Source organism: Gammaproteobacteria bacterium (assembly GCA_009845905.1).
GTDB lineage: Bacteria > Pseudomonadota > Gammaproteobacteria > Steroidobacterales > Foliamicaceae > Foliamicus.
Map to the genome: position 1 here is coordinate 184,773 of VXYS01000003.1, position 23,038 is coordinate 207,810.

At 64.7% G+C, this 23,038-nt stretch carries 24 protein-coding genes and 1 tRNA gene; 12 read left to right on the top strand and 13 right to left on the bottom strand.

The genetic code is table 11. The features are described 5' to 3' along the window. Positions 1 to 27: 27 nt before the first annotated feature. Positions 28 to 1,044: a fructose-bisphosphate aldolase class I gene (locus F4036_00920; protein MYK36305.1), complete on the top strand. Its 1,017-nt coding sequence runs from the start codon at positions 28 to 30 to the stop codon at positions 1,042 to 1,044. 12 nt (positions 1,045 to 1,056) lie between these two features. Here F4036_00920 and F4036_00925 read toward each other — a convergent pair whose 3' ends face one another. The 4 genes from F4036_00925 to F4036_00940 are packed head-to-tail and all read right to left on the bottom strand — an operon-like array spanning position 1,057 to position 4,956. Then, positions 1,057 to 2,379 (bottom strand): hypothetical protein, encoded by a 1,323-nt coding sequence (locus tag F4036_00925; GenBank protein MYK36306.1) that lies wholly within the window; start codon positions 2,377 to 2,379, stop codon positions 1,057 to 1,059. Between the two features lie 14 nt (positions 2,380 to 2,393). Continuing rightward, positions 2,394 to 3,899, bottom strand: a complete 1,506-nt coding sequence (locus tag F4036_00930; protein MYK36307.1) for a M48 family metallopeptidase — start codon at positions 3,897 to 3,899, stop codon at positions 2,394 to 2,396. Between the two features lie 26 nt (positions 3,900 to 3,925). After that, positions 3,926 to 4,393, bottom strand: coding sequence for a peroxiredoxin (locus F4036_00935; GenBank protein ID MYK36308.1), 468 nt, complete (start codon positions 4,391 to 4,393; stop codon positions 3,926 to 3,928). 32 nt (positions 4,394 to 4,425) lie between these two features. Then, positions 4,426 to 4,956 carry a glycine cleavage system protein R gene (locus F4036_00940; GenBank protein ID MYK36309.1) on the bottom strand — a complete coding sequence of 177 codons (531 nt, stop codon included), beginning with the start codon at positions 4,954 to 4,956 and terminating at the stop codon, positions 4,426 to 4,428. A 45-nt stretch (positions 4,957 to 5,001) separates the two neighbouring features. Here F4036_00940 and F4036_00945 point away from each other — a divergent pair, with 45 nt between their 5' ends. The 3 genes from F4036_00945 to F4036_00955 all read left to right on the top strand — a co-directional run bounded on the left by F4036_00945 (position 5,002) and on the right by F4036_00955 (position 6,267). Beyond that, positions 5,002 to 5,877 (top strand): 4-hydroxy-tetrahydrodipicolinate synthase, encoded by an 876-nt coding sequence (locus F4036_00945; protein MYK36310.1) that lies wholly within the window; start codon positions 5,002 to 5,004, stop codon positions 5,875 to 5,877. Continuing rightward, positions 5,874 to 6,167 carry a hypothetical protein gene (locus tag F4036_00950; protein MYK36311.1) on the top strand — a complete coding sequence of 98 codons (294 nt, stop codon included), beginning with the start codon at positions 5,874 to 5,876 and terminating at the stop codon, positions 6,165 to 6,167. Before F4036_00945 ends, F4036_00950 begins: the two co-directional genes overlap by 4 nt. 12 nt (positions 6,168 to 6,179) lie before the next feature. After that, positions 6,180 to 6,267: transfer RNA gene (locus tag F4036_00955), tRNA-Ser, on the top strand. 72 nt (positions 6,268 to 6,339) lie between these two features. Here F4036_00955 and F4036_00960 read toward each other — a convergent pair. From F4036_00960 to F4036_00975, 4 genes are read right to left on the bottom strand one after another with little or no spacing between them, the layout of a single operon-like run. Next, entirely contained in the window at positions 6,340 to 7,290 is a 951-nt protein-coding gene (locus tag F4036_00960) for an N-acetylmuramoyl-L-alanine amidase (protein MYK36312.1), read from the bottom strand. Further along, on the bottom strand, positions 7,287 to 7,865 hold the full coding sequence (locus F4036_00965) for a glutathione S-transferase family protein (GenBank protein ID MYK36313.1): 579 nt from the start codon (positions 7,863 to 7,865) through the stop codon (positions 7,287 to 7,289). Before F4036_00965 ends, F4036_00960 begins: the two co-directional genes overlap by 4 nt. A gap of 20 nt (positions 7,866 to 7,885) precedes the next feature. Next, positions 7,886 to 8,548, bottom strand: a complete 663-nt coding sequence (locus F4036_00970) for a DUF4440 domain-containing protein (protein ID MYK36314.1) — start codon at positions 8,546 to 8,548, stop codon at positions 7,886 to 7,888. Beyond that, the gene (locus tag F4036_00975; GenBank protein MYK36315.1) at positions 8,535 to 9,242 is read right to left on the bottom strand and encodes a DUF3108 domain-containing protein; all 708 of its coding nucleotides are present in this window, start codon (positions 9,240 to 9,242) and stop codon (positions 8,535 to 8,537) included. Before F4036_00975 ends, F4036_00970 begins: the two co-directional genes overlap by 14 nt. Positions 9,243 to 9,300: 58 nt before the next feature. Here F4036_00975 and F4036_00980 point away from each other — a divergent pair, with 58 nt between their 5' ends. After that, the gene (locus tag F4036_00980; GenBank protein MYK36316.1) at positions 9,301 to 11,223 is read left to right on the top strand and encodes an NAD(P)-binding protein; all 1,923 of its coding nucleotides are present in this window, start codon (positions 9,301 to 9,303) and stop codon (positions 11,221 to 11,223) included. Between the two features lie 15 nt (positions 11,224 to 11,238). Here the strand turns inward: F4036_00980 and F4036_00985 are convergent, their stop codons facing one another. The 5 genes from F4036_00985 to F4036_01005 are packed head-to-tail and all read right to left on the bottom strand — an operon-like array spanning position 11,239 to position 15,003. Next, entirely contained in the window at positions 11,239 to 11,994 is a 756-nt protein-coding gene (locus tag F4036_00985; GenBank protein MYK36317.1) for an SDR family oxidoreductase, read from the bottom strand. A gap of 35 nt (positions 11,995 to 12,029) precedes the next feature. Further along, a complete protein-coding gene (locus tag F4036_00990) occupies positions 12,030 to 12,779 on the bottom strand; it encodes a nucleoside phosphorylase (GenBank protein ID MYK36318.1) in 750 nt (249 codons plus the stop codon). Positions 12,780 to 12,785: 6 nt separating this feature from the next. Next, the gene (locus tag F4036_00995; protein ID MYK36319.1) at positions 12,786 to 13,640 is read right to left on the bottom strand and encodes a carbohydrate kinase family protein; all 855 of its coding nucleotides are present in this window, start codon (positions 13,638 to 13,640) and stop codon (positions 12,786 to 12,788) included. Next, entirely contained in the window at positions 13,637 to 14,200 is a 564-nt protein-coding gene (locus F4036_01000) for a cysteine hydrolase (GenBank protein MYK36320.1), read from the bottom strand. Before F4036_01000 ends, F4036_00995 begins: the two co-directional genes overlap by 4 nt. Positions 14,201 to 14,208: 8 nt before the next feature. Next, a complete protein-coding gene (locus F4036_01005) occupies positions 14,209 to 15,003 on the bottom strand; it encodes a GntR family transcriptional regulator (GenBank protein ID MYK36321.1) in 795 nt (264 codons plus the stop codon). 113 nt (positions 15,004 to 15,116) lie between these two features. Here F4036_01005 and F4036_01010 point away from each other — a divergent pair, with 113 nt between their 5' ends. Genes F4036_01010 through F4036_01040 form a run of 7 tightly spaced genes read left to right on the top strand, consistent with a single transcriptional unit; the run spans position 15,117 to position 23,033 of the window. Further along, on the top strand, positions 15,117 to 17,432 hold the full coding sequence (locus F4036_01010) for a TonB-dependent receptor (GenBank protein MYK36322.1): 2,316 nt from the start codon (positions 15,117 to 15,119) through the stop codon (positions 17,430 to 17,432). Positions 17,433 to 17,467: 35 nt separating this feature from the next. Then, positions 17,468 to 17,932, top strand: a complete 465-nt coding sequence (locus tag F4036_01015) for a VOC family protein (protein MYK36323.1) — start codon at positions 17,468 to 17,470, stop codon at positions 17,930 to 17,932. 16 nt (positions 17,933 to 17,948) lie between these two features. Beyond that, positions 17,949 to 18,674 (top strand): SDR family oxidoreductase, encoded by a 726-nt coding sequence (locus tag F4036_01020; GenBank protein ID MYK36324.1) that lies wholly within the window; start codon positions 17,949 to 17,951, stop codon positions 18,672 to 18,674. 11 nt (positions 18,675 to 18,685) lie between these two features. Then, a complete protein-coding gene (locus F4036_01025; protein ID MYK36325.1) occupies positions 18,686 to 19,816 on the top strand; it encodes an MFS transporter in 1,131 nt (376 codons plus the stop codon). Beyond that, positions 19,813 to 20,577, top strand: a complete 765-nt coding sequence (locus F4036_01030) for an SIS domain-containing protein (protein MYK36326.1) — start codon at positions 19,813 to 19,815, stop codon at positions 20,575 to 20,577. The genes F4036_01025 and F4036_01030 overlap by 4 nt, the downstream gene beginning before the upstream one ends. A 10-nt stretch (positions 20,578 to 20,587) precedes the next feature. Then, positions 20,588 to 22,060: an aldehyde dehydrogenase family protein gene (locus tag F4036_01035; protein ID MYK36327.1), complete on the top strand. Its 1,473-nt coding sequence runs from the start codon at positions 20,588 to 20,590 to the stop codon at positions 22,058 to 22,060. Positions 22,061 to 22,085: 25 nt separating this feature from the next. Further along, entirely contained in the window at positions 22,086 to 23,033 is a 948-nt protein-coding gene (locus F4036_01040) for an alpha/beta hydrolase (GenBank protein ID MYK36328.1), read from the top strand. The last annotated feature ends 5 nt before the right edge of the window (positions 23,034 to 23,038 follow it).

The window sequence follows — 23,038 nt, forward strand, 5'->3', positions numbered from 1 at the left end:
AATCACGGCGAACGGAGAAATCAGCAGATGACGAACGCGAACCTGGCCGAAACCGCACAAGCCATGGTGGCGCCCGGCAAGGGCATCCTGGCGGCCGACGAAAGCACTCCAACGATTGGAAAGCGCTTTGCGGGCATCGGAGTGGAATCGACCGAGCCGTTGCGCCGCGACTACCGCGCCATGCTGTTTGCCGCACCGGAAGCCGACCAATACATCGGCGGCGTGATCCTCTTCGACGAGACCCTCAGGCAGACCATGCCGGACGGCGAGCCGATTCCGCAGTACCTGGCGGGCAGGGGCATGATTCCGGGAATCAAGGTGGACAAGGGCGCCAAGCCGCTGGCCGGCTGCCCGGGCGAGAAGGTGACGGAAGGGCTGGACGGGTTGCGCGAGCGGCTGGCGGAATATCGCGGCCTCGGCGCCCGGTTCGCCAAGTGGCGGGCGGTGATCGCGATCGGCGAGGGCGCGCCCAGCGACTGCTGCGTGCATGCCAATGCCCATGCGCTGGCGCGCTACGCAGCGCTATGCCAGGAGGCCGGCCTGGTGCCCATCGTGGAACCGGAAGTGCTGATGGACGGACCGCACCCCATATCCCGTTGCGAGCAGGTGACCGGCGCGGTGCTCGATCAGACCTTCGACGAACTGGAACGGCAGCGGGTGGATCTGGAAGGCATCGTGCTGAAGCCCAACATGGTCGTGTCCGGCAGCGAGTGCCCGGCGCAGGCCGGCGTGGAGGAGGTAGCGGAAGCCACCCTGCGGACCCTGAAGGCGCATGTGCCGGCGGCGGTGCCGGGCATCGCTTTCCTGTCCGGCGGACAGTCGGCGGAAGAGGCGACCGCGCACCTGAGCGCGATGAATGCGCGGGGACCGCACCCTTGGCAGGTGTCCTTCTCGTACGGTCGCGCGCTGCAGGCGCCGGCGCTGGCCGCCTGGCAGGGCAGGGCGGATCAGCTGGGCGACGCGCAGCGGGCCTTCGGCGAGCGCGCGCGGCTCAACGGCCTGGCGCGCACCGGCGACTACCGCCCCGAGCTGGAAGCCGCCTAGCAGGAGCGAGAGTCAGGCTTTCGCGACGCCGCGTAGCGGGGGGATCAGGTAGTACAGGACCAGGTACGCCACCATCGAGCCTGCCAGGCCGGAAAGCGCCGGCACCAGCCATTCGGGCGCGTAGTAGTAGCTCAGCAGCCCCAGCGGGTAGGCGAACAGCGCGGCCCAGTTGATGACGGGCAGGCGCGCGTCCTCGCCGGCGTCCATTTTTCCGCGGGCCACGAAGTAGTAGTGCGCGATGACCGGACCGATCAGCGGCGGAACCCATATCGCCAGCGCGCCGATCCAGAACAGGAACTGCTGGTAGATTCCCAGCCCCAGTATGGTCCCCAGCAGTCCGCAGATCACCGTCATGACCCGGCGCGGCCGGCGCATGATGCTTGAAGTCTGGATGACCGGGAGGTAGAGATTCGCGTCGCCGGTGGTCCAGAGCGCGACGCTCATTCCGATGACGCCCAGCCAGGCGATAAACCCGGCCTGTTCGCGCAGGTAGGAAGTGAAATCGCCGTCGCCGCCATATACGACTCCTCCCAGCGCGCCCACGATCTGCAGGAACCACTGCGCGATGATCAGGACGATGAACGGTATGGCGATGGCCACCCACGCGCGCTTGGCGAAGCGCGTGTACTCCGCCATCACCACGGCCCCGACGATCCACGAGCCGATGACGACATTGACCCCGTTCAACACGCTCAGGGGCGATTCCGAATTCGCGGCCTTGTCGGCCGAGAGCGCGAGGAAGGCGTCCCAGCCGCCGGCCTGCCCGACATTGAGGTCGATCGAATACAGTCCGACCGCCACCAGCACGACCACCGACGGCACGCTGACCCATTCCAGGGCCCGGACACCGAAATAGGTGGTTACCGTGAACAGCAGGCCCGCCAGCAGCGCGACGACGTAAAACGCCGTGCTGTCGAAGTCCTGCGCCCAGGCGAAGCCGAAGGCGCCCACCACGATGCCCTGCCATCCGATGGTCAACAGGGCGATGAACAACACTGGAATGTAGGCGCCGAAGCGTCCGTACACGAGCCGGTACAAGAGGCCGCTGTTGCAGGCGGTCTTGTAACCCATGTAGCCCACGACCGCGCCGATCGCGAAATTGGCGAGGTTGCCGTAGAAGGAAGCCTGCACGGCATCGGGCCAGAAGCTCATCCCCTTGCCCAGCGCGCCTCCGGTCAGCAGGCCGGTCACCAGAAAACCCCATCCGAAGGCCAGCGTCAACAGCGGCAGCGTATTGCGCCGCTGCGCGTCACTGAGCGGCGTCAGCGGGTTGTCGGCGCTTTGCCGCTCCTCCTCGGGCTGCAAGGTCCACCATTCCTGTAGTCGATTTGCCATAGTCAGGATCCCCTCTATCCCCTCTGCTCCGACGATTCCTCGTCGGATTCCTCGTCTTTCCGTTCGCGCCTGCCGCCGTCTTCGGCCATCAGCTCCACCTGCTCCAGGCGCGCCTCGATGCGGCTGCGCCGAACATCGTCGGCATGTTCCGCGGCCTTGAGCGCGAGCTGAAGCTGCGTGTGGGCGCCATTCAGGTTGCGGCGCATGATCTCGTACTCGGCCATGTAGTAGTGGGCATCTGCCGTCTGGCCGGACTCTCCGCTTGCCTGGGCCAGCAGGCGCATGGTCTCCAGGTCGAGCTTGTCGTCCAGCAGATAGCCCATCAGCAGTTCGCGGGCGAGCGGCGCCTGCCCCTCGGCCAGCAGGACTTCCGCATAGCGATGCCCCAGGCTCGGGTTGCCGGGGAACAGCGCCAGCGCCTCTTCGAAAATCCGCCGTGCCGCGCTACCGTCCCCCGCAACCGCATGGGCCCGTGCAACCGCGATCCGCAACGGGATGGAGTCCGGATGGTCCGCCAGCAGGTTATTCAGAACAGCCTGTGCCTCATCGGCGCGTCCCATACCCAGAAGGGCCAGCCCCTGCCCGTAGAACCTCCCGACGTCCGCCTCGGTCTCCGTGAGCGGCTGCGAGCGAAACTGCCGCATCGCCTCTTCCGGGCTGTCACTGCCCAGCAGCCGAGCCTGCGCCCGCGCCAGGTAATAGCTGAGGCTGTTGTCGACGTTGCGCAGCATGTCGGGCGCAATCCGCGAGCGCGCCTCGGCGATGCGGTTGACGCTGACCGGGTGCGTGCGAAGGATTTCCGGTATGGCCCTTGCGGAAAGCGATTCCGCGCGCGACATCGTCTCAAAGAAAGAGGGCAGGCCGCGGGGATCGAAACCGGCGGCGTAGAGCGTGCCGATGCCGATTCGGTCGGCTTCGTGCTCGTGCGCCCGGGTGAAATTGATCTGCTGCTGCTGCGCCAGGCCCGTGCCCGCCATCAGTGCGCCCTGCATGAAATCGCCGCCGCCTCCCATCAGTCCGCCCACCAGCAGCGCGGCGAGCATCGTGGCCATGGTCATGATCGACGTGCCGCGCATGGCCTGAATCTGCCGCGAAATGTGATTCTGGGTCACGTGGGCGATTTCGTGCGCCAGCACTCCGGCCAATTCGCTCTCATTGGCGGTCGCGTCGATCAGGCCGGTGTGCACGCCGATATAGCCCCCCGGCAACGCGAACGCGTTGATGGACTGGGCCTTGACGACGAAAAAGTGGAACTGGTGGTCGCCGTTCTGCGCCCGGTAGGCAAGCCGCCGGCCCAGGTTGGCGACGTATTCGTTGATCTCCGGGTCGGTCACGAGCCGGCCGGCGCTGCGGAACTGCTCGATGACGCTCAGCGCGATTTCCCGCTCCTGCTCGCGCGTCAGCACCGTGTCGGCCGCGCTGCCCATGTCGGGCAATTCCGCGCCACCTCCCACCTGGGCGCCGGCCGGAAGGGCCTGCAGAGTCAGGGCCAGCATGAGCGCCGCGCTGGTGGCGCGCATCAGCGGTCTCGCTGGCGGAGGAGAGTTCACAACTCGCGGGCAGCCTCCAGCACTTCCTCGGCGTGTCCCTTCACCTTCACCTTGCGCCACTCGCGCCGCAAAACGCCTTGTTCGTCAATCAGGAAAGTGCTGCGTTCGATACCCATGTACTTTCGCCCGTACATGCTCTTCTCCTTGATCACGTCGTAGGCCTTGCACAGTGTTTCCTCCGGGTCCGACAGCAGGTGGAACGGGAAGCCCTGTTTGCCGCGAAAGTTGTCGTGCGACCGGATGGACTCGCGCGAAACGCCCAGTATGACGGCGTTGGCGGCCGTGAATTCGTCGTGCAGATCGCGGAAATTCTGCCCTTCCGTCGTGCACCCGGGGGTGTTGTCCTTGGGATAGAAATAGAGCACCAGTTTGCTGCCCCTGAGATCGCCCAGCGATTGCCGGCCGCCCTCAGTGCTGGCGGAATCGAAATCCGGCGCCGGCGCGCCCACTTCAGTCGAACTCATTCTGGTCCTCCTTGCGGATCCTCAGTTGCCGTCTAGCCGTGTATCGGTTCGATGACCGCATCCAGGTTGTTCTTGTCGCAGAAATCATGAAAGTCTTCGCGCAGCACGGCAATGCCCACCTCGCGCGGCACATGCACCTCAAGGCGCACCGCCAGCATGGCCGCGCCGGTACTCGGAGCATTGTAGCGCCGGGCATGGACCTCGGCGACGGCCAGCTCGCGCCGGGCAAAGAAACTCACCAGCGACAGCACGAGGTTGTCCCGTTCCAGCGCCACCGCCTCCACGTGATAGGGCGCCGCGGGCGTCTGCGGCTCACGCGAGGCCGTTTCGCTGACGGAAATCTCGCAGCCGGTGCGCTTGCTGTAGCGCTCCAGCGCCGTGCGCACCTTGTTCATCGCATGCCAGTTGCCGTTGACCAGCAGCAGGGCGCCGAAGCTGTTTCCCAGTTGGGTCATACGGGCGTCCCGGATGTCTCCACCCGCCTCGCTGACCACTTCGCTGAGCTCGCGCGCGGACGCCTCTTCTTGCGGGCCCAGGGCCGATATCGCCAACAATTTTTCCATGTTCCGGCTAGCTTACACGCCATGGCGATAAAATTCCGCGCCGATATGCGCGGAAGCCTCGTAGCCCTTGTCACGCCCATGGACGCCGCCGGCGACGTGGATTATCCGGCCGTGGACCGGCTGATCGACTGGCACGCGGATTCAGGCACAGCCGCCCTGGTCGTGGCCGGGACCACCGGCGAATCGGCAACGCTGACCCATGACGAGCACGCGGAACTCATTCGGTACGTTGCAGGGCAGGCGGGCGGCAGGATTCCGGTCGTGGCCGGCACCGGATCCAATTCCACGGCGCAGACGATCGCCCTTTCGCAGGCGGTGGCCGGCTCGGGAATCGTCGCCTTCCTGGTCGTTACGCCGTACTACAACAAGCCCACCCAGGAAGGCATGTTCAGGCATTTCACGGCGATTGCGGACGCCGTCGAGCAGCCCCTGATCCTCTACAATGTGCCCGTCCGCACAGCGGTGGACCTGCTGCCCGAAACGGTGGGCCGCCTGGCGGAACATCCCCGGATCGGGGCCTTGAAGGAAGCGACCGGCGAGGTCGAACGGGTGGGACGCTTGAGAGCGCTTTGCGGAGAAGGTTTTTCCTTGTACAGCGGCGACGATGCAACGGCGAGGGACTTCATGCTGGCCGGCGGCGACGGCGTGATATCGGTGACGGCCAATGTTGCGCCCCGGGCCATGGCGGACATGTGCGGGGCCGCGCTGGCCGGTGATTCCGCGCGCGCCGCGGAAAGCGACGCGCCCCTGGCCGCATTGCATGACGCACTGTTTCTCGAGTCCAATCCCATCCCGGTGAAATGGGCCCTCAATCGCATGAACAGGATCGGGGCCGGCATCCGGCTTCCGCTCACCGAACTTTCCGTTCCGCATCATGCACAGGTGCAGGCCGCGCTGACGGAAGCGAGAGCGTTGTCATGAACAAGCTGGCGCTTGCGGCCGGACTGACTGCGTTCTCGCTGGTCCTGCAGGGTTGCGGAATGATAGGTGGCGGTCTGTTCGGAGGCGGCACGCCCCCGTGCGAGAGCCCGCAGGAGTACCTGGCCGCCGAAGCCGCCAGCCCGATGGTTGCGCCAGAGGGACTGGAGACCCCCCAGGCTTTCGGCAATCTCGAAATTCCCGAAGGTGAGATACTTGAGGGTCAGGCGCGCCGGAACAACGGTTCCTGCCTGGAAGAGCCTCCGCGGATCGAACAGCCGGGAGCGCGATAATGGCGCATTGCCGGAGAGGTGGCCGAGTGGACGAAGGCGCCTGATTGGAGATCAGGTATACGGTCATACCGTATCGTGGGTTCGAATCCCACCCTCTCCGTTTTTTTCCTGAAGGCGATCCTCGGCCGATGGCCTGACGCCTTCGCTCCCGGTTAGCCGCGCGAAGCGAGTGCTACATCGACGATTCGAGCAGGGAGGCCAGCGCCCGCGGGCGGTATTTCTCCAGCAGCGCAAACACGATGGCGGCCGTTTCGGCGTCGGGCCGCCCCGACCAGTCCGTCGGTCGGAAGTGCATCTGAAATGCCGTCAGCGCGACCTGCGTGGGTTGATCGTGCTCGCCGGTCTCGTCAACGTCGTAACCATAGGCCCTGAGCGCTCGTTGCAGCAGCGCCAGGGCGGGCGGCCGCGCTTCGAAGCTTTCCCGGTACCGGGCCACGGTGTCGTCGTCGTACCAGGCTCCGATGCCGTGTTCGTATAGCCTGCGCCAGGGAAATTTAGGCCCGGGGTCCAGCCTGCGATCGGGCGCGATGTCGGAATGGCCGACGATATCGGCCGGGTCTATGCGGGGATGGCGTTCGAGAATGTTGAGCACGAGCTCAATGACCAGATCGATCTGTTCCGTGTCGTAATCGTGAAACTCGCAGCGATCTTCAGGCGGTTCCGGTTCAGTCCCCAGCGGCACGGGGGAGCAACCCGACCGGTTCACGATTTCGATGCCGATGGAACTCGCGTTCAGTGCGTCGTCGCCGTTCCAATGGCTCCGTCCGGCGTGCCAGGCGCGGCGCTCCTCGTCGACGAGCCGGTACACCCGCAGCCGCCGGTGCGGATAGGTCGGATCGCCGTTTTCCGGCACCAGGTAGTGTGCGCTGACGGGCCGCAGCGTGCGTTCGGTCAGCATGCGCATCGACCGGGCGAAGTCGGCACTCGTGAAATGCATGACGAGGTGCTCGATGCGGCTGCTCTGGTTCTCGGAGGCCACATCGACCAGGCGCAGCGGACTGCAGGCGAAAAGCACAATGGAGGTCAGGATACAGGCGGCCGCCATGCGCGCCAGCGTAATGAAACGGAACGGGTTGCCCGCAGGCAACGCGCTGGCCGTGACCGGCTCAACCGTGCCGGTCACTTCCCTTTCGGTCTGAACACCGTGGCCACGATGCCGTCGAGCTGGTTGCAGCGGTCCAGCCAGGCGCGCACGTTGGGATACGGTTCATAGTCGATAGCCTGCCCATGACGTCCGATCAGATACGGTGCGATGGCGAAATCCACGATGGACAGGTCGCCGAGGACGAACTCCCGGTCCTCGAGTTGGCCATTCAGGACTCCGATATTGAGTTCGACGTCCTTCTCGGCAGTCTTGCTCCTGGCGCGCACCGCGATGACCGTATTGATCAGGTGGAAGGCCTGCCAGTAGAGCCAGCGGTCGCAGTCCGCCCGGCCCCTGGGGTCGTTGGGCAGCATGCCCGTCTCCGGGTGCAGCGTGGCGAGGTAGCAGAGGATGGCGTTCGATTCCCACAGGCAGAAATCGCCGTTCACCAGCAGTGGGGCCTTGCCCATCGGATTCATGCGCCGATAGCCCTCCGTCCTGTTCTCCTGTTCGCGGAACCCCATCGAGTAAATCTCGACCGGGAGGCCGAAGTGCCTGATGAAGGCTTCGACCTTGCGGTTGTTGGGCGTGGGCGAGAACGAATAGAGTTTCACTGGAAATCTAGCCGCGGCCGCTAATCGCTGGCGGCCTGCTCTGCGTACTCGGCTCTCCAGGATTCCTTTACCTTGCGCGAGCGCTCAATCAACGGTGTGAACTTCTCGTGATCCACGTCACGCTGGAAGAGCTTCTCTATATAAACCAGGGCCGTCATCGGGGACTCGGCCCAATGGATATAGCGCCATCCCTCCGGTTTCTTGCGCATGACCGCGCTCACCCGGACCTCCTCTCCTATAGGGGGGCGGCCCCGTATCTTCATTTCGAAATGCATGTTCCAGGCGGCAATGGCCAGATCGTCGGCGATGAGCTTGACCGAAATGTCGCGCATCTCCTCGCGCAGACCTTCGACCGCCGGGCTCGGAAAGGGAGGGGCAAGATAGGCCTTGAGCGGCTCCCAGCCGATGAACCAGTCGTCCTGCTCCTCGGCAAGGTAGAAGGGCACCTCTTCGTCGGGGTCCCAGAGTTCCAGGACCGTTCGGTAATCCTGCGAGTTCCATCGTTCCGCGGTCTCGTGTACGAGCGCCTTTACGGCCTCGATATCGTCCTGCTCGGCAGCATGAGCCGAGTGAATGGCAAGTCCGGTCATGGTCAATGCCACCCCCAATGCAAAAGTCGCCCGCAGCGACGCTAACACAGTTGAAGACATGGTTCCTCCCTCGAAGACGCTAATACTCCTCATCGTATTCGATGAGATCGAAGTGGGCGTTCATGTATCCGCCCACGGTGATCTTGACGAAAAGGAACCCGTCGGGCGTGCACCACACGTCCTCGGTCGGGTGATAGTCGAGCAGGAACCGGTAATGGTCGGTCTCGAAGGTTCCGGCCGGCACGGTGACTTCTTCGCGCCCTACATATTCCAGGTCGAAATCGGTGGTGCACAGATTGGGCCCGGAGCATCCATCATGTTCACGCGAGGACATCAGGACGCCGCGGCACGGCTGCGGGTTCTGTTTCGAGGAGTGAACAAATCGGGCGCAGTGGATCGCGTCGCAGGACACAGGATGCGCCCCGAAGGACAGCGGCGGCGAGGTGAGATCCATGCGCTGGCTCGTGCGTCCGGTCGTGACGTTGACGGCTTCACACTCGGCTCCGCCGTCGGTGAAACGGAACCAGCCACTGCCGAGAAACTCGCCGCTCTGGTGCAATCGGACAAAGCAATCCAGCGGATGGTAGTCGCGGTCCGTCGTATAGACGGTCTCCCGCAGGACGGACCTGTCCGCGACGACGCCGGGTTCGATTTCGCAATGCGCCCGCAGCGTGCGCTGACCGTCCTCGTGGAAGGTGACCGACCACCATTCCCGCCCGAAATCGCGCCGTTCTCCTTCAGGATCAAAAATATAGGCAATCTTGCCCCGCACGTTTCGATGGTTCATTGCGCAAACCTAGCACAGTAGCGTCGCAGATACGCCTTTAGGGCATCATTTGAGCCCGATGCGGAAACAGGCACGGTTCGGTGCGGGCATAACGCGGCGCGACTTCGTGAACGGGGTGGCGGCCGGCGCGGGCGCCGCACTTGCGACGGGTGCTGCTTCGGCATACGGGCAGGCGGTTTCCGATCCGCTTGTGCTGCCGATGGGCGACGACTGGTACGGGTACGGCGGGGTCGGGCCGTACCGCCACTCGCACGGCAATTCGCCGGAAGTGGTGGAGGCGGCGCATCGCATTCTCGATGGTCGTTTCCCGGTCGATCTGGACCAGCTGGAATCGGTCGAGGAATGCGACGTGGCGATCGTGGGGGGAGGGATGGCCGGCCTGGGCGCCGCGCTTGAGTTCTCGCTGAGGCGCCGGAGCGGTCAGACCTGCATCCTGCTGGACAACCATCCGATGATCGGCGGCGAGGCCAAGGAGAACGAGTTCCTCGTGAACGGCGAACGGCTGATTGCGCCGCAGGGCGCGAACGGCTTTTTCGTGCCGGAGGCGCCCGACGACTTGAGCTCAGCCCAGGGTGATCCGTACTACTATGCCGAACTCGGCGTCCCGCGGGAGTTCGCCTTTGCCGCCTGGCCGCAAGACAGAAAGCCCTTGCGTTTTTGCCGTGACAACTACGGCTATCTCGTGGTCGGGCTGCAACGCAACGCCAGCGTGGGGCACTTCTTCGACGATGGAAGCGGGGAGGGCCGTTGGGCCGTCGACATGTTCCGCAATCGGCTTGCCGGTACGCCGCTTTCGGAAGCATCGCGCAAAAGCCTGATGGCGTGGTTCGAGTCGGGCGCCGCCCGCCGTTTCGATTCGCCGGATAGGGCGCGGCGGGTGCTCGACACGATGTCCTACGAGCAGTTTCTCCGCAACGAACTGGAGCTGGGCGAGGAGGGGATCCGTTACGCGGACCTGTTCCTCGCTTCCGCCTGCGGCCTGGGGAGCGACTGCGTGTCGGCCTATGCCGCATACGGGATGCCCATGCCCGGACTTTTCGGGTCCATGCCGGACAACATGCGGCGGGTCTCGTTTCCCGGCGGAAACTCCGGGTTCGTCCGGTATTTTCTCAAGCGTCTGGTCCCGGACTCGATCCAGGGGGGTACGAGCTTCGAGGACATCATCACAAAGCCGGTGGACACGGCCGCCCTGGACCGGCCGGGCCAGCCCATCCGCATGCGCACTGGCGCTACCGCCGTTCATGTCTCGCATGAAGGCGCCGCGGCAGGCGCGGGTTCCGTTGCCGTGATTTACGCGCGCAACGGGCGCTACCACGGCATCCGGGCGAAGGCGGTCGTGATGGCCACGGGGAACTGGATCAACCCGTATATCGTGGGCGATATGCCGCCTTCGTACCGGGAGGCCTGCGCAAGCTTCCTGCATGCCCCCTTCCTGGTGGCCAACGTGGCCCTGACGAATTGGCGCTTTCTCTACCGGCTCGGCATTACCGCGGCGATCTGGGACCGGCAGGAGGACGGATTCGGCTTCACCTGCAACATCCGCAACCCGATGCAGGTGGGCGACTACAGGCCGCCGCTCGATCCCGACAAGCCGGCCGTCCTGTCGTTCTATACGCCCTTTCATTCGCCCGGCCTGGACCCGAAGGTGCAGGTCACGCTGGGCCGGGCGGAACTGCTCGGCTCCTCCTATCCCGAATACGAGGCACGGGTCCACCGGCAGATGTTGCGGCTGTTCGCCACCGCCGGTTTCGATCCGGCGAAGGATGTGGCGGGCCTGATACTCAATCGCTGGGGGCACGCGTATTCGGTGCCGTATCCCGGGTTTTATGGCGGCGCGAACGGTACGGCGCCGCGCGATACGCTGCGGAAGAACTACGGACGCATCGCGTTCGCGCACTCCGAACTCGACGGCAATCAGCATTATGGCCCGGCCGCCGACGAAGGCCGCCGGGCCTTCCGGCAATTGGCGGACGCGCTTTGACCTGAGCCCGCGCGGCTAGACGCGGTCGGAGCGGCCGCCGTCCACCGTGACGTTGGCGCCGACGACGAACCGTGCCCGGCGCGAACAGAGGAACACCACGACGTTCGCTATCTCTTCGGGTGTCGCCATACGGCCCAGCGGTATCTCCCCGGCCTTCGCGCGCACGTAGTCGGGGTCTTCCGCCTCCAGTTGCGCCCAGATCCCGTCTTCGGACCAGGTCGGGCCGGGCGAGACCATGTTGACCCGCACGCCGCCGGACGCAAGCTCATGCGATAGACCCTTGGCGACGTGTGCGAGCGCGGCTTTGGTGGCCCCGTAGGCGTCCCGCTTGCGCGACGAAGCGGCCGAGGTCGAGCCGATGACGACTATGGCGGCATCACCGCGTTCCCGCGCCGCCTCCAGAAGATGCGGGCCGGCGACATCGACGATGCGCGTCAGGGCGGCGATCTCAAGTCGGTAGTTGGATCCCCAGGCCTCCTCGGTATCGCCTGCGGCCATGGCGCTGGCGTTGAGCACCAGTACGTCCAGCCCGCCCAGACGTTCGATGGCCTGTTTCAGCCACGCCCGCGTTGAGCGGGAATCCTCGAGGTTGACGGCCGTGCCTTGCACCGCTGGCGGCGAAGCGCCGCCGGACGGCGTCGCTTCGGGCAGCGACCGGGCACAGAACTCGACCCGGCCCCCCTCCGCCGCCAGTGTTTCGACGATGGCGCGTCCTATGCCGCGGGAGCCGCCGGTAACGATGGCCCGCGATTGGCCGAGGTGCAGGTCCATTTCGCTTGTGCCCGGGCGGTCGGGATTGAAGGCCCTCAGGCCGGATCGACCTGCTTCAGGGCTTCAAGGGCGATGGATATAAGCGTGCGCTCGGCGTCGGCATGCTCCTGCTTGCCGATTTTCTGCTTCTTGAGGCTGTTGACGGTGGATGCGCACATGCTTCCCGCCTTGCACCCCAGGGCCTTGCCGACCGTGAGAATCGCGGACGTCTCCATGTCGACAGCGAGCACGTCCTGCCCGGCCAGTCGCTCCAGGTTGCTGCGGACCCGGTCTTCGGTGACTTCATCCAGCGCGAACATGTCCTGGTAGAAGCCGTCGAAACTGGCAAAGGCGCCGACATGGTGGGTGGCCTCGCGCCGCGATGCCGCGCGGGTCAGGGCGCTCACGAGGCCGGGATCGGCGCTGGAGTTCCCGGCGCCGTGGGCGTAGGCGGAGGACGTGCCTTCGAACGACTTCGCGTTCCGCGCGATGATCATGTCGCCGATATTGACGGGAGAGAGCCCGATGCTGGTACCTATGCGCAGGAAGACCGAAGCGCCCAGGTTGGCCAGTTCATGCAGCACGATCGCGGCGATGGGGGAGCCCATCCCGAAAGCCGACAGGGTGATCCGGGTGTCCCCGTACATCCCGGTCACGGTAGCGAGCCCGCGGTTGACCGGCATTGCCTGAACGTCGCTCAAGTATTGACTGAAGCGGGGCACCCGGCCCGGGTCGCCCAGCAGAATGACCCGTTCGGCCACCTGCTCGGCGCTGCATCCGATGTACCAGGCCTTTCGCGAATTCATTTCCCGCTACCCATACGAGCGTTCCCGCAACAGCGATGCGGCCGCGTCGATACCGCTTGCGACGACGGTCCGCAGGTCCGACTCTCCGGCCAGCAGTGCCGACAGGCAGCCGCCGGCCAAAGTGTCGCCGGCGCCCGACGCATCGTCGAATGTCAGCGGCTCCACGTCCACCCGAACCCTGATGCCGTCCCATTCCGCCTTGACGGCTTCGCCGCCGGCGGTTTCCACGATCACGGGCCGGCGTTGCGCAGGATTTGCCGCCAGCCCTTCATCGACCCACTCACGCTCCTGGCGGTTGCAGAAGATGTAGTCGGCGCGCGCAGCCAGCGTCGTGCGAAGTTCGATCGGATATGAGAGCGGATCGTTTTTCATGACCCATGCCACCTTGCAATCGCCGTCGATCAGTGCCAGTGCCTCCCCGGCGATCCCGGGAGGCCCCACCGTGACGCACAGCAAATCCGCGGCCGCGATTACCTCCTTCTGCCGGTCGGTCAGCATTTCCCGTCCCAGCATGCCCGGATCGAACAGGCAGCCGCAACTGCCGTCCTGCTGGTAAATCATGAAACATACCGGCGTATTGCCCGGCTCGATGGTGGCGATCGCGTCCACGCCGACGCCATCGCTTTCGGTCCATGAAGTGAACAGCTCACCGTGATGATCCGCGCCCACCCAGGTCACGATGGAAACGTCCATGCCTTTCCCGGCGATGGGGCGGGCTATATACAAAGGGCAGCCGCCGGGCCGGGGAAAGGCGTCGGCCGGGCGCTGTTTGATCATTACCGTGCGGTCGCCCGAAAAATAGCCGTCGAGAACCGCGGGAAAGTCGATCGACGCGTATCCGATCACCGCCACCCTGTTCACGACAGCAGCCTGACGCCCTCTTCAAGCGGCACGACCCAGCCCAGGTAGCGTTCGATGTCTTCCAGCGATGCTTCCGCCAGGTGCGGGCGATTGGAGTTCACGGCGTCGCGCACGACGTGGCAGCGATATCCCAGCGAGAAAGCGTCCTGAACCGTGGCCCGCACACATACGTTCGCCTTGACGCCGCCGATGACCAGAGTGCCGACCTCGAGTTCCCTCAACAGGAGGTCCAGGTCGGTGGAATGAAACGCGCTCATGCGTCGTTTTGGCACCAGAATTTCGTCCCGGCCCCGGGGCGAGAAGCCATCCACCAGCTGCGAGTCGAATTCTCCGTCCACGCAATGGACCGGAAGCTTTGCCTGCTCGAAGTCGGTCAGCCCGGGCCGGTGCCGCTCGGCGACGAAAATGACGGGACGTTGCGCGGTTCTGGCGCCGTGGAGCAGTTTCCGCAAGGCGGGCAGCACCTCGGCGCTTTCGGAATAGTAGTTCTGACCGTCTTCGTGAAAGAAGGAATTCTGCAGGTCGATGAGCAACAGCGCGACGGCTGTGGCGTTTCCCATTTGCTCGCTCACGAAGACTTGCGCGGGTCGGTCGGCTCTCTTTCATGGTACAGCACCGACAGAGGATTCGAGCGCACCAGGCGAGCGTCATACGTGTAGCAGTCCTGAAGATACACGGCTTCGATCAGTTCGATGAGATTGCCCCTTCGGTCGAAGCTCTTTCGATACACGAGCATCACCGCGGACGGCAGTTCTATGCCGAGTTGCACGGCCTCATTCTCCGTGGCCAGACGGACGTTGATCGTCTCGTCGGCGTGGTCGATTTCGAGCCCGGCCTCGTCGAAGGTCCTGTAAAGCGAGAAATCCGAATCGGCGACGCGGCTGTCCCGGCCGGCAAGCGCCGGTACCGCAGCGGCGATGCGCATGGGTATCAGCGCCGTGTGTATGGCCCACGGAAACCCATCGACCAGGCGGATCCGCTCCAGCAGCAATGCGGGTTCATCGCAGCCGTACTGCAGGGCCTCGCTCCGATCCAGTTGCCGCTGCCCGACCAAGCGATGCGAGGGAACCCGGCCCTGGCGGCGCACGGTTTCCGAAAAGCCGAGCAGGTAGCCGGGAGAGCGGTGCAGGGCAGGCCGCGATACGAAGGTCCCTACGCCCTGGCGCCGCTGCAGCAGCCCCTCGGCCAGCAACACGTCAATGGCCTTTACCACCGTGCCCCGGCTCACGCCGAACTTGAGGCAGAGTTGCGCCTCGCTCGGCAGCAGGTCGCCCGGGACCCATTTGCCTGCACGAATGCCGTCGCGGAGCTCGTCCGCCAGGACCGCGTAGCGCGGTTTTCCTGCGTTCCGGTGTGGGGTCATCGGGAGGATTCCTTGTGTGGAACTGCGATTGTGCAAAATGACTACTTGACTAGTCAACTGAATAATTATATTTTCAAGCCTTACCCGTGCTTCAACCTCATCGCTGTCGGCTAATGCGACAAACTCATCCAACAAGGGGACACGCCATGCGAAAGATACTGTTGGTCCTTACCGCCTTCTCGATCCCATTCATGATTGCGGATGTCACGGTTGCGCAGGAATCGACCGTGGTGCTCGAAGAAATCGTGGTCACCGCGCAAAAGCGCGAAGAATCGCTTGCCGACGTGGGTATTGCCGTTGACGTGGTAAGCGGCGACCGGCTGCGCGAGGCCGGCGCCGTGTCGCTGATCGACGTTGCCCGCTACTCGCCGGGCCTCAACATCCAGACGCCGTTCGGAGAATTCGGCTATCCGCTGATCGCAATACGCGGCGTGAATACCGACGGATTCATCGAAACGCTGCCGCAGTCGACCGGCGTGTATGCCGACGGCGTATATGTATCGCAGCCGCCCATGCAGGCTTTCCGGCTGCTTGATCTCGAGCGAATGGAAGTGCTCAAGGGGCCGCAGGGAACCATATACGGACGCAATACCATCGCAGGCGCGATCAATCTCATCTCGAAACGCCCCACGTTCGAGCCGGAAGGCTACGCGACGGTGGGATTCGGCCGCTACAGCCGGGCCTCGTTCGAGGGCGCCTACGGCGGACCCATTTCGGACACGGCCGCCGGGCGGTTTGCCGTGAAGATCCTTCGTCAGACCGACGGTCCCCTGACCAACATGCATCCCGACAGGGACGACGGCGGCGAGCTGGATCAGCTCATGGCCAGAGGCTCTCTGCTGTTCCGGCCCAGCGACGATGTCGAGGTCCTGGTCCGGGTCTATGCCGGGCGCGACGATTCGGACGTCTGGCCCTGGGCGACCATTCCGGCCGGGCAGGACACGGACGGCGACGGCATTCCGGACCAGGTCTGCCCCGAATACGCGCGCGGCGACGTTGCCGGGGCCCAGGTGAATTGCCTGGCGCGGGACCCCTTCGTCAGCGGCGACACTTTCAACGACACCGACGGCGACCCCTACACGATCAACCAGAACTTCATCGGCGAACACGCGTACAAGTCCAGCGGCATTTCCGCGGAGTTGAACTGGGACCTGGGGACGAGAACCGTCACCTCGGTGACCGGCTGGGACGACTTCGAGCGCCACGACGTGCTGGATGAAGATGCGGGCCCCACCGTGGCCCTGGACGACGTGCGGAAATCGGACGTGTCGCAGTTCTCGCAGGAAATTCGCATCGCGTCGAACGCCGGCGAGGGCCTGCAGTGGCTGGCGGGCCTGTACTACTCCTCCGATGAACTGGAAGGCGACCCGGCCTTTGACTCGGGCGGCCGGCAGGACTTCTCGGTGCTGGAAACCGACACCCTCGGCCTGTTCGGGCAGGTCGAGTATCCGCTGGCCGACAACCTGGTCCTAACTGTCGGCGGCCGCTGGACGGACGTGGAACGCGATTTCTACTACGAGACGACCGGTTTCTTCGCCGCCCCGGAATTGCAGGCGGGAGCGTCCAGCACCTTCTCGGACAGCGATTACTCGGCCAGGCTGGCGCTGGACTGGAGGGTAAACGAGGACACGCTGATTTATGCGAGCATATCCCGCGGATTCAACGCCGGCACCTTCAACAGCCAGTTTCTGGCGACGGTGGACAACCTCGAACCGACGAAATCGGAATCCCTTACCGCCTACGAGGTGGGTCTGAAGTCAACGCTCGCCGGCGGCCGCGCCAGCGTTGAGGCGGCGGTCTACTTCTATGACGCGACCGACCCGCAGGTGGTGGCGGTCGAGCCTCTGAGCCTGATCTCGGCCAATTTCCTGATCAACGCCGACGACTCGCAGATGCAAGGCGCCGAATTGCAGCTTCGGGCCCTCGCGACCGATTGGCTGGAGCTGAGTTTCGGCGCAGCCTACATCGACAGCGAATACGGCAATCTCATCACCTCCATTGCCGGCACGGGCACGGGCAGTCCGTATCCCGACAACGCACCGGTGTTCGGTTCCACGCTGGCGGACCTGACCGGCAACCGCATTCCGAACACGCCGGAACTGAGCATCAATTCCGCGGCCACGCTGCAATGGCCGGTGAACGAGGGGTGGACCTTCATGGGGCAGCTCGATTTTCTCTGGGAAGACGACATTCCGCGTGACCTGCGCGCCTCGCCGGCGCTGTACTCGGAAGCCCACATCGACGTGGACCTGCGGCTGGCGCTGCAATCCACCGACGGCAAGTGGGATGCTGCCTTCTGGGTGCGGAACCTGACCGATGAGACCTACCTCACCGAAGCGTACGAAGTGCTCGGTTTCGGCTTCTACATCGCGGCCGGAAACTACAACTACCCGAGGACCTTCGGGCTCGAACTGACCCGCAACTTCTAGCAGGCTGCGAACGGGAAAGGAGGAGCCGCTTCGACATGCCGGAGCAGAAGCCGAAAGTCGCGATTTCGATCATCACGCTGGGCGTCGACGACGTCGAGCGTTCGGTGCGGTTCTACACCTCGTTCGGCTGGGATATGTCGCCGGACTCCGACCCGGCCATGTGCACGTTCATCAACACGCCTTCTACGGTGCTGGGGCTGGTGGGGTACGAGTTTCTGGCCAACGACGCGCTGCTGAAGGCGAAGCCGCGGGCGCAATACCAGGGCTTCACGCTGGCCGTGAACGGCTCGTCTCCCGAAGAGGTGGACGCGATATTCGAGAACGCTATCCGCAACGGCGGCACCGTGCATCAGCAACCGCAATGGAAGGACTGGGGCGGATACGACGGCTATTCCGGCTATTTCCTCGATCCGGACGGTTACCCGTGGGAAGTCGCCTACGCGCCGTTTCTCGAACTCACCGAGGACGGCCGCCTGATGCCGAAATCCGCGTCCGAATAAAGGGAACCGCGCAGGCGTGGCAACGGAGACCTCTCGCGGACTGGCGATCGTCACCGGCGCCAGCCGCGGCATAGGGCGCGCGCTGGCGATCGGTCTGGCCGAGGCCGGTTACGGGCTGGCGCTGGTCGCGCGCGACGAGGGCGCGCTCAACGGTGTGCGGGCGGAGATTCGGGGCGTCGATCCGGGCACTACCGTGAGTTGCCATCCACTCGACGTGACCGACGCGGCGGCGGTCCGGGATCTCGTGGCCGGGCTGGAAGCCGAACACGAGGCGATCGACGTGCTGATCAATAACGCCGGCCAGTTCCGGCCCGGCGGTGTTGAAGCGGAAGTTGAAGAACTCGAAACGGTTATGGGGACCAACCTGAAAGGCGCGTTCCTGATGCTGAAGGCGGTGGTGCCCGTGATGAAGGCGCAAGAGCGCGGCCACGTCATCAATCTGTCGTCGATTGCCGGGAAGTGGGGCTACGCGGGTTACGGCGTATATGCTGCATCCAAGTTCGCCTTGCAGGGCCTGTCCGAGAGCCTGTACAAGGAAATGCTGGAGCACGGAGTGAAGGTGACGGCGATCTGTCCCAACTGGGTCGCGACGGAAATGGCCGTTGCGGCCGGCGGGACCCTGCCGCCGGAGGACATGATTCAGCTTGACGATCTGGTCAGGACGGTGTCGTGGCTGTTAAGCCTTTCGAAGGCCGCCTGTCCCCGCGAAGTGGTGATCGACTGCATGGGCCATCCGTATTAGGTGCTGAACATATGAAAGTGGACAACCGTAATTTCGCCGGCGCGCTGGGCATCTACACGATCGGGGGCCTGTTCTGGGCCTTCCTGCCGTTCTTCGTGGGGCTGAAGGTGTCGACCGGCGGTTTCAGCCAGACGCAGGCTGGCTCGCTCGGTTCGGCCTACCTGATCGGCTTTTCGCTTGCGTCCATGACCGCACTGTGGTGGGCGGGCCGTTTCAACTGGCGGAAACTGGCCGCGGTCATGGCCGCTGTCGTGATTGCCGCGCTGCTGTTGCTGTCGAGGGTCGAAGGCTTTGGATTGAGTCTGATGATCGTTCCCGTCGTGGGGCTCATGATGGGTGCGTTCTGGACGGTCGCGTACCGGATCTTCAGCGGCTCGGCGAACCCGGAACGCGCCTTCTCGATCGGAATCGTCGTGTCGTACAGCGCGCTTGCGCTGGTGACCTTCATCATCGGAGAGTACGTGGTCGCCGATTTCGGGCTGAGCGGCTCCAGCTATGTGCTGGGCGGCGTGGTGCTCGTGCTGGCGCTGTCGGCGCTGCTGCTGCCGCGCGGCCTTGAATCGGGTGGCGAAGACTCAGGCCAGGCCTCGTATCGACCTTCGCTGCCGGTGGCGCTGGCGCTGCTCGCGATCCTGGGCACCAGCTTCGGCTTTGCGGCCGTATGGGCCTTTACCGAAAGAATCGGCATTGACGCCGGGTTCAATACGTCGCAGATCAGCCCGGTCATCGCGTCCAACCTGCTGGCGTCGGCGGGCGGTTCGGTGCTGGCGACCCTGCTGGGGATGCGGGTGGGGCGCATGCTGCCGCTGTTCGTGGGAATGTTCGCGATCCTGCTGTCCATCGTCAGCCTGGCCACGGTGGACAGTTTTTCGACCTACGCGGCCGCGGTGGCCGGCCTGGGTCTTTCCATCGGTTTCGTCATGCCCTACCAGATGGGCTATCTGGCGGCGCTGGATCGCGATAACCGTTTCGTGCTGCTGATTGCCGCCGCGCAGGGCATCGGCTCCGCCGCCGGGCCGTTTGCCGGAGGCGCCGCGGCGGACGCGGGCGGATACCGCCTGCTGGTGATCATTGCAGGCGCCGTCGTTGCCGCAAGCATGCTGGCCATACTGTTTTCTACAAGGGTGAAGAACGAATCATGAGCATTGTTCAGGACTACCGGCGATTGCTGGATGAGAAGCTGGCCCTCGTTTTCGACAACCAGGAAGACACGATCGACAAGGCGGCGGAGATCTGCGCCGCCAGCATCGGAAAGGGCAAACTGGTGTTTACCTTCGGAACGGGTCATGGCTCGTTCGCCGCGCTGGAGATGTTCCCCCGCACCGGCACCGCTGTGGGGTTCCGGCCGATCGTCGAGAGCACGATGATCTCCTTTCATCGCGTGCTGGGCGACATGGGCGCCAGGCAATACCGGTTCATTCACGCCCAGGAAGGCTACGGGAAGGCAATACTGTCCTCGCATCAAACCGACCCGGATGACGCGATGCTGATCTTCTCGCATTCCGGAATCAATGCCGTGACCATGGACATCGCCGTCGGCGCCAGGGAGATCGGCATGAAGGTCATCGGCGTAACCAGCGTCCCGCATTCCTCGCAGGTCCCGTCCCGGCATTCTTCCGGCCTGCGTCTGTTCGAGGCGGCCGATGTCGTTATCGATACCGGCGCCCCGCTGGGCGATGCCGGCATTTCCATCGACGGACTGGAAGGCAGCGTCGGCGCCACGTCGAGCAGCGTCGCCATTGCGGTGGGACAGGCCATCAACGCCGCCACGGTGGAAAAGCTGGTGGCGCGCGGCGCGCAGCCGATGATCATGGTCAGCCCGAACACAACCGAGAAGGCCCGGGCGAACCGGCTCAACGATCTGAACTACGAGGAGTTGTGGCGGCGCTTGTCCTCGCGGTAATCTCCCGCGAATGCCAGCGCCACTCGAGTGCCTGCCCTTCTACGGGGGCGAATTTCACGCCCCGGCGTCCGACGAGTGGCGCGTTGTAGATGATCCCGCGGACGGTTCGCGGGTCGGACGCTGTGCGCTCGCGAACGCCGCGGACATTGACCGGGCCGTCGGTCATGCGTTGCGGGCGAAGTCCGCCTGGGCGGACATGCACGCCGACGGGCGCGCTGCGATCCTCCACCGCGCGGCGGACCTGATCGAAGCGCGCGGCGACGAGATCGCGGAGCTGCTCACGCGGGAGCAGGGCAAGCCGCTTTGCGACAGCCGCAAGGAGATCGGCTTCGGGGTCCAGGTGATCCGCTATTACGCCGAGGAAGGCCGGCGCAAATTCGGTTCGCTTCGCCCTTCCTCCCTGCCGAATGTCAAGAACGTGGTTTCATATTTCCCGGTGGGAGTGGTGGGCGCCATCGTGCCCTGGAACTACCCCGTGGACCTGTACTGCTGGAAGGTGGCGCCGGCGCTGGCGGCCGGCTGCCCGATCGTCGTCAAGCCGCCGCACGAAACGCCGTTCGCCATTGCCGTGGTCCTGGAGTGCTTCGTGGAGGCGGGCGTGCCTTCGGGCGTGCTGTCCAACCTGCCGGGCACCGGGCCCGAGGCCGGCGCCGCGCTTGCCGGCCACCCGGACGTCGCCTGCATTTCCGCAACCGCCTCGGTAGCGGCCGGACAGGACATCATGCGAAACGCGGCCGGCAACCTGAAGCGGCTGTCGCTGGAACTGGGCGGACACTCCCCGTTCATCGTGCTGCCGGACGCGGACATCGAAGCGGCGGCCAAGGCGGCCATGCGGCGTTCGTTCTCCAACATGGGGCAGATCTGCATCACGGTGAACCGCATCCTCACCCACCCCGACGCCCATTCGCCGTTCGTGGACGCGCTGGTCGCGGAAACGGAAACGATCGAGCTTGGCCCCGGGCTCGACCCCGGCCGGCAGTACGGTCCGGTCACGACGGCCTCGGTGATCGAACGCTCGCAACTCCACATCGAGGACGCCGTATCCAAAGGCGCCAGGATCATTACCGGCGGAGGCCGCGCCGCTAGCGGGGAGCTGGCCAAAGGCCTGTTCTTTCATCCCACGCTGCTCGATGGCGCGCCGCTCGACAGCCTTCCGATGACCCAGGAAACCTACGGGCCGGTGGCCGCCATCAGAAGCTTCGCATCGCTGGATGAGTTGCTGGCCGTGTCGAACAGCCTCAGCTTCGGGCTTGCCGCCTACGTCTATTCGGAGGACCTGGAGCTTGCCTGGGCGTTGGCGGACCGCCTGGAGTTCGGGGCCGTGGGCATCAACGTAAACGATACGTCCGAGCTCCAGGCGCCGTTCGGCGGCTGGAAGCTCAGCGGTTTCGGCCGGGAGCTCGGTCCGGAGGGCCTGGATGCGTTCCTCGAGCCCAAACATGTCAAGATGCGGGTGAACCCGTTGGTGCAAAGGCATTTGTGAGACACAACACCAGGGAGAAGTATTAGTGAGCATTCACCCCGACCTGCTGCCCTTTCGCGATCAATTCCCGACACTGGAATTGACCGGTGAAAACCTCGTCCGGACGCGCGGGGAACTGAACCGAATGACGCTGGAGACGGCGGCGGCGATTGAAGGTTTCGAACAGGTCGATGTCGCGGACAGGCAGATCGACGGACCGTCCCCCGGCCAGTCGCTCCGGCTGCGGCTGTATTCGCGCGGCGATTCACGGGGCTTGCGGCCGTGCCTGTTGTGGATCCACGGCGGCGGCTACATTCTGGGCTGTCCGGAGATGGACGAGCAGCTTCTTTGCCGCAAGGCCGACGAGCTGGGCTGCCTGGTCGTGGCCGTCGATTACCGCCTTGCGCCCGAGCATCCGTATCCGGCAGCGCTCGACGACTGCGATGCGGCGCTGGGCTGGATTCTGGAGAACGCCTCCGAGTTGGGTGTCGACACGAACACGCTCGTGCTCGGCGGCGCTAGCGCCGGAGGCGGCCTTGCGGCGGCCCTGGCGCTTCGTGCGCGGGACCGCCGGCCCGGCGCGATCTCCTTTCAGTGCCTGATCTATCCCATGCTCGATTACCGCACGGGCGCCGCGGAGGCGGAAGACTCAGGGGATTACTGGCTGTGGGGCGCCGATCACAACCGCTTCGCCTGGAACGCCTATCTGGGGCCGAATGACCTGACTCATGGCGTTTCGCCGTTTGCTTCTCCGGCGGCGGCCAGGCGACTCGACGGCCTGCCGCCCACGTACCTTTGCATCGGAGACCAGGACCTCTTCTACGAGGAGGACATCGATTACGCGCGCCGGCTTCGGGACAGCGGAGTGGCGGTAGAACTCGAAGTCGTCCCCGGGGCTCCACACGGCTTCGACAAATTGCCTGCGCCCCTGTCCGAACAGTCCCTGCAGCGCCGTTTCAAGGCGCTTTCCCGGCATTTCTCGGCGCAAGCCTGAATCGG

Bases quoted from the DNA above. Each gene is read 5' to 3' on its own strand.
- F4036_00930 (MYK36307.1), bottom strand. From the start codon at position 3,899: ATGCGCGCCACCAGCGCGGCGCTCATGCTGGCCCTGACTCTGCAGGCC.
- F4036_00950 (MYK36311.1), top strand. From the start codon at position 5,874: ATGAACAAGCTGGCGCTTGCGGCCGGACTGACTGCGTTCTCGCTGGTC.
- F4036_01035 (MYK36327.1), top strand. From the start codon at position 20,588: ATGCCAGCGCCACTCGAGTGCCTGCCCTTCTACGGGGGCGAATTTCAC.
- F4036_00940 (MYK36309.1), bottom strand. From the start codon at position 4,956: ATGGAAAAATTGTTGGCGATATCGGCCCTGGGCCCGCAAGAAGAGGCG.
- F4036_01025 (MYK36325.1), top strand. From the start codon at position 18,686: ATGAAAGTGGACAACCGTAATTTCGCCGGCGCGCTGGGCATCTACACG.
- F4036_00980 (MYK36316.1), top strand. From the start codon at position 9,301: ATGCGGAAACAGGCACGGTTCGGTGCGGGCATAACGCGGCGCGACTTC.
- F4036_00975 (MYK36315.1), bottom strand. From the start codon at position 9,242: ATGAACCATCGAAACGTGCGGGGCAAGATTGCCTATATTTTTGATCCT.
- F4036_00990 (MYK36318.1), bottom strand. From the start codon at position 12,779: ATGAATTCGCGAAAGGCCTGGTACATCGGATGCAGCGCCGAGCAGGTG.
- F4036_00920 (MYK36305.1), top strand. From the start codon at position 28: ATGACGAACGCGAACCTGGCCGAAACCGCACAAGCCATGGTGGCGCCC.
- F4036_00970 (MYK36314.1), bottom strand. From the start codon at position 8,548: ATGAGGAGTATTAGCGTCTTCGAGGGAGGAACCATGTCTTCAACTGTG.
- F4036_01030 (MYK36326.1), top strand. From the start codon at position 19,813: ATGAGCATTGTTCAGGACTACCGGCGATTGCTGGATGAGAAGCTGGCC.
- F4036_00985 (MYK36317.1), bottom strand. From the start codon at position 11,994: ATGGACCTGCACCTCGGCCAATCGCGGGCCATCGTTACCGGCGGCTCC.
- F4036_00925 (MYK36306.1), bottom strand. From the start codon at position 2,379: ATGGCAAATCGACTACAGGAATGGTGGACCTTGCAGCCCGAGGAGGAG.
- F4036_01000 (MYK36320.1), bottom strand. From the start codon at position 14,200: ATGGGAAACGCCACAGCCGTCGCGCTGTTGCTCATCGACCTGCAGAAT.
- F4036_00945 (MYK36310.1), top strand. From the start codon at position 5,002: ATGCGCGGAAGCCTCGTAGCCCTTGTCACGCCCATGGACGCCGCCGGC.
- F4036_00935 (MYK36308.1), bottom strand. From the start codon at position 4,393: ATGAGTTCGACTGAAGTGGGCGCGCCGGCGCCGGATTTCGATTCCGCC.
- F4036_01015 (MYK36323.1), top strand. From the start codon at position 17,468: ATGCCGGAGCAGAAGCCGAAAGTCGCGATTTCGATCATCACGCTGGGC.
- F4036_01010 (MYK36322.1), top strand. From the start codon at position 15,117: ATGCGACAAACTCATCCAACAAGGGGACACGCCATGCGAAAGATACTG.
- F4036_01005 (MYK36321.1), bottom strand. From the start codon at position 15,003: ATGACCCCACACCGGAACGCAGGAAAACCGCGCTACGCGGTCCTGGCG.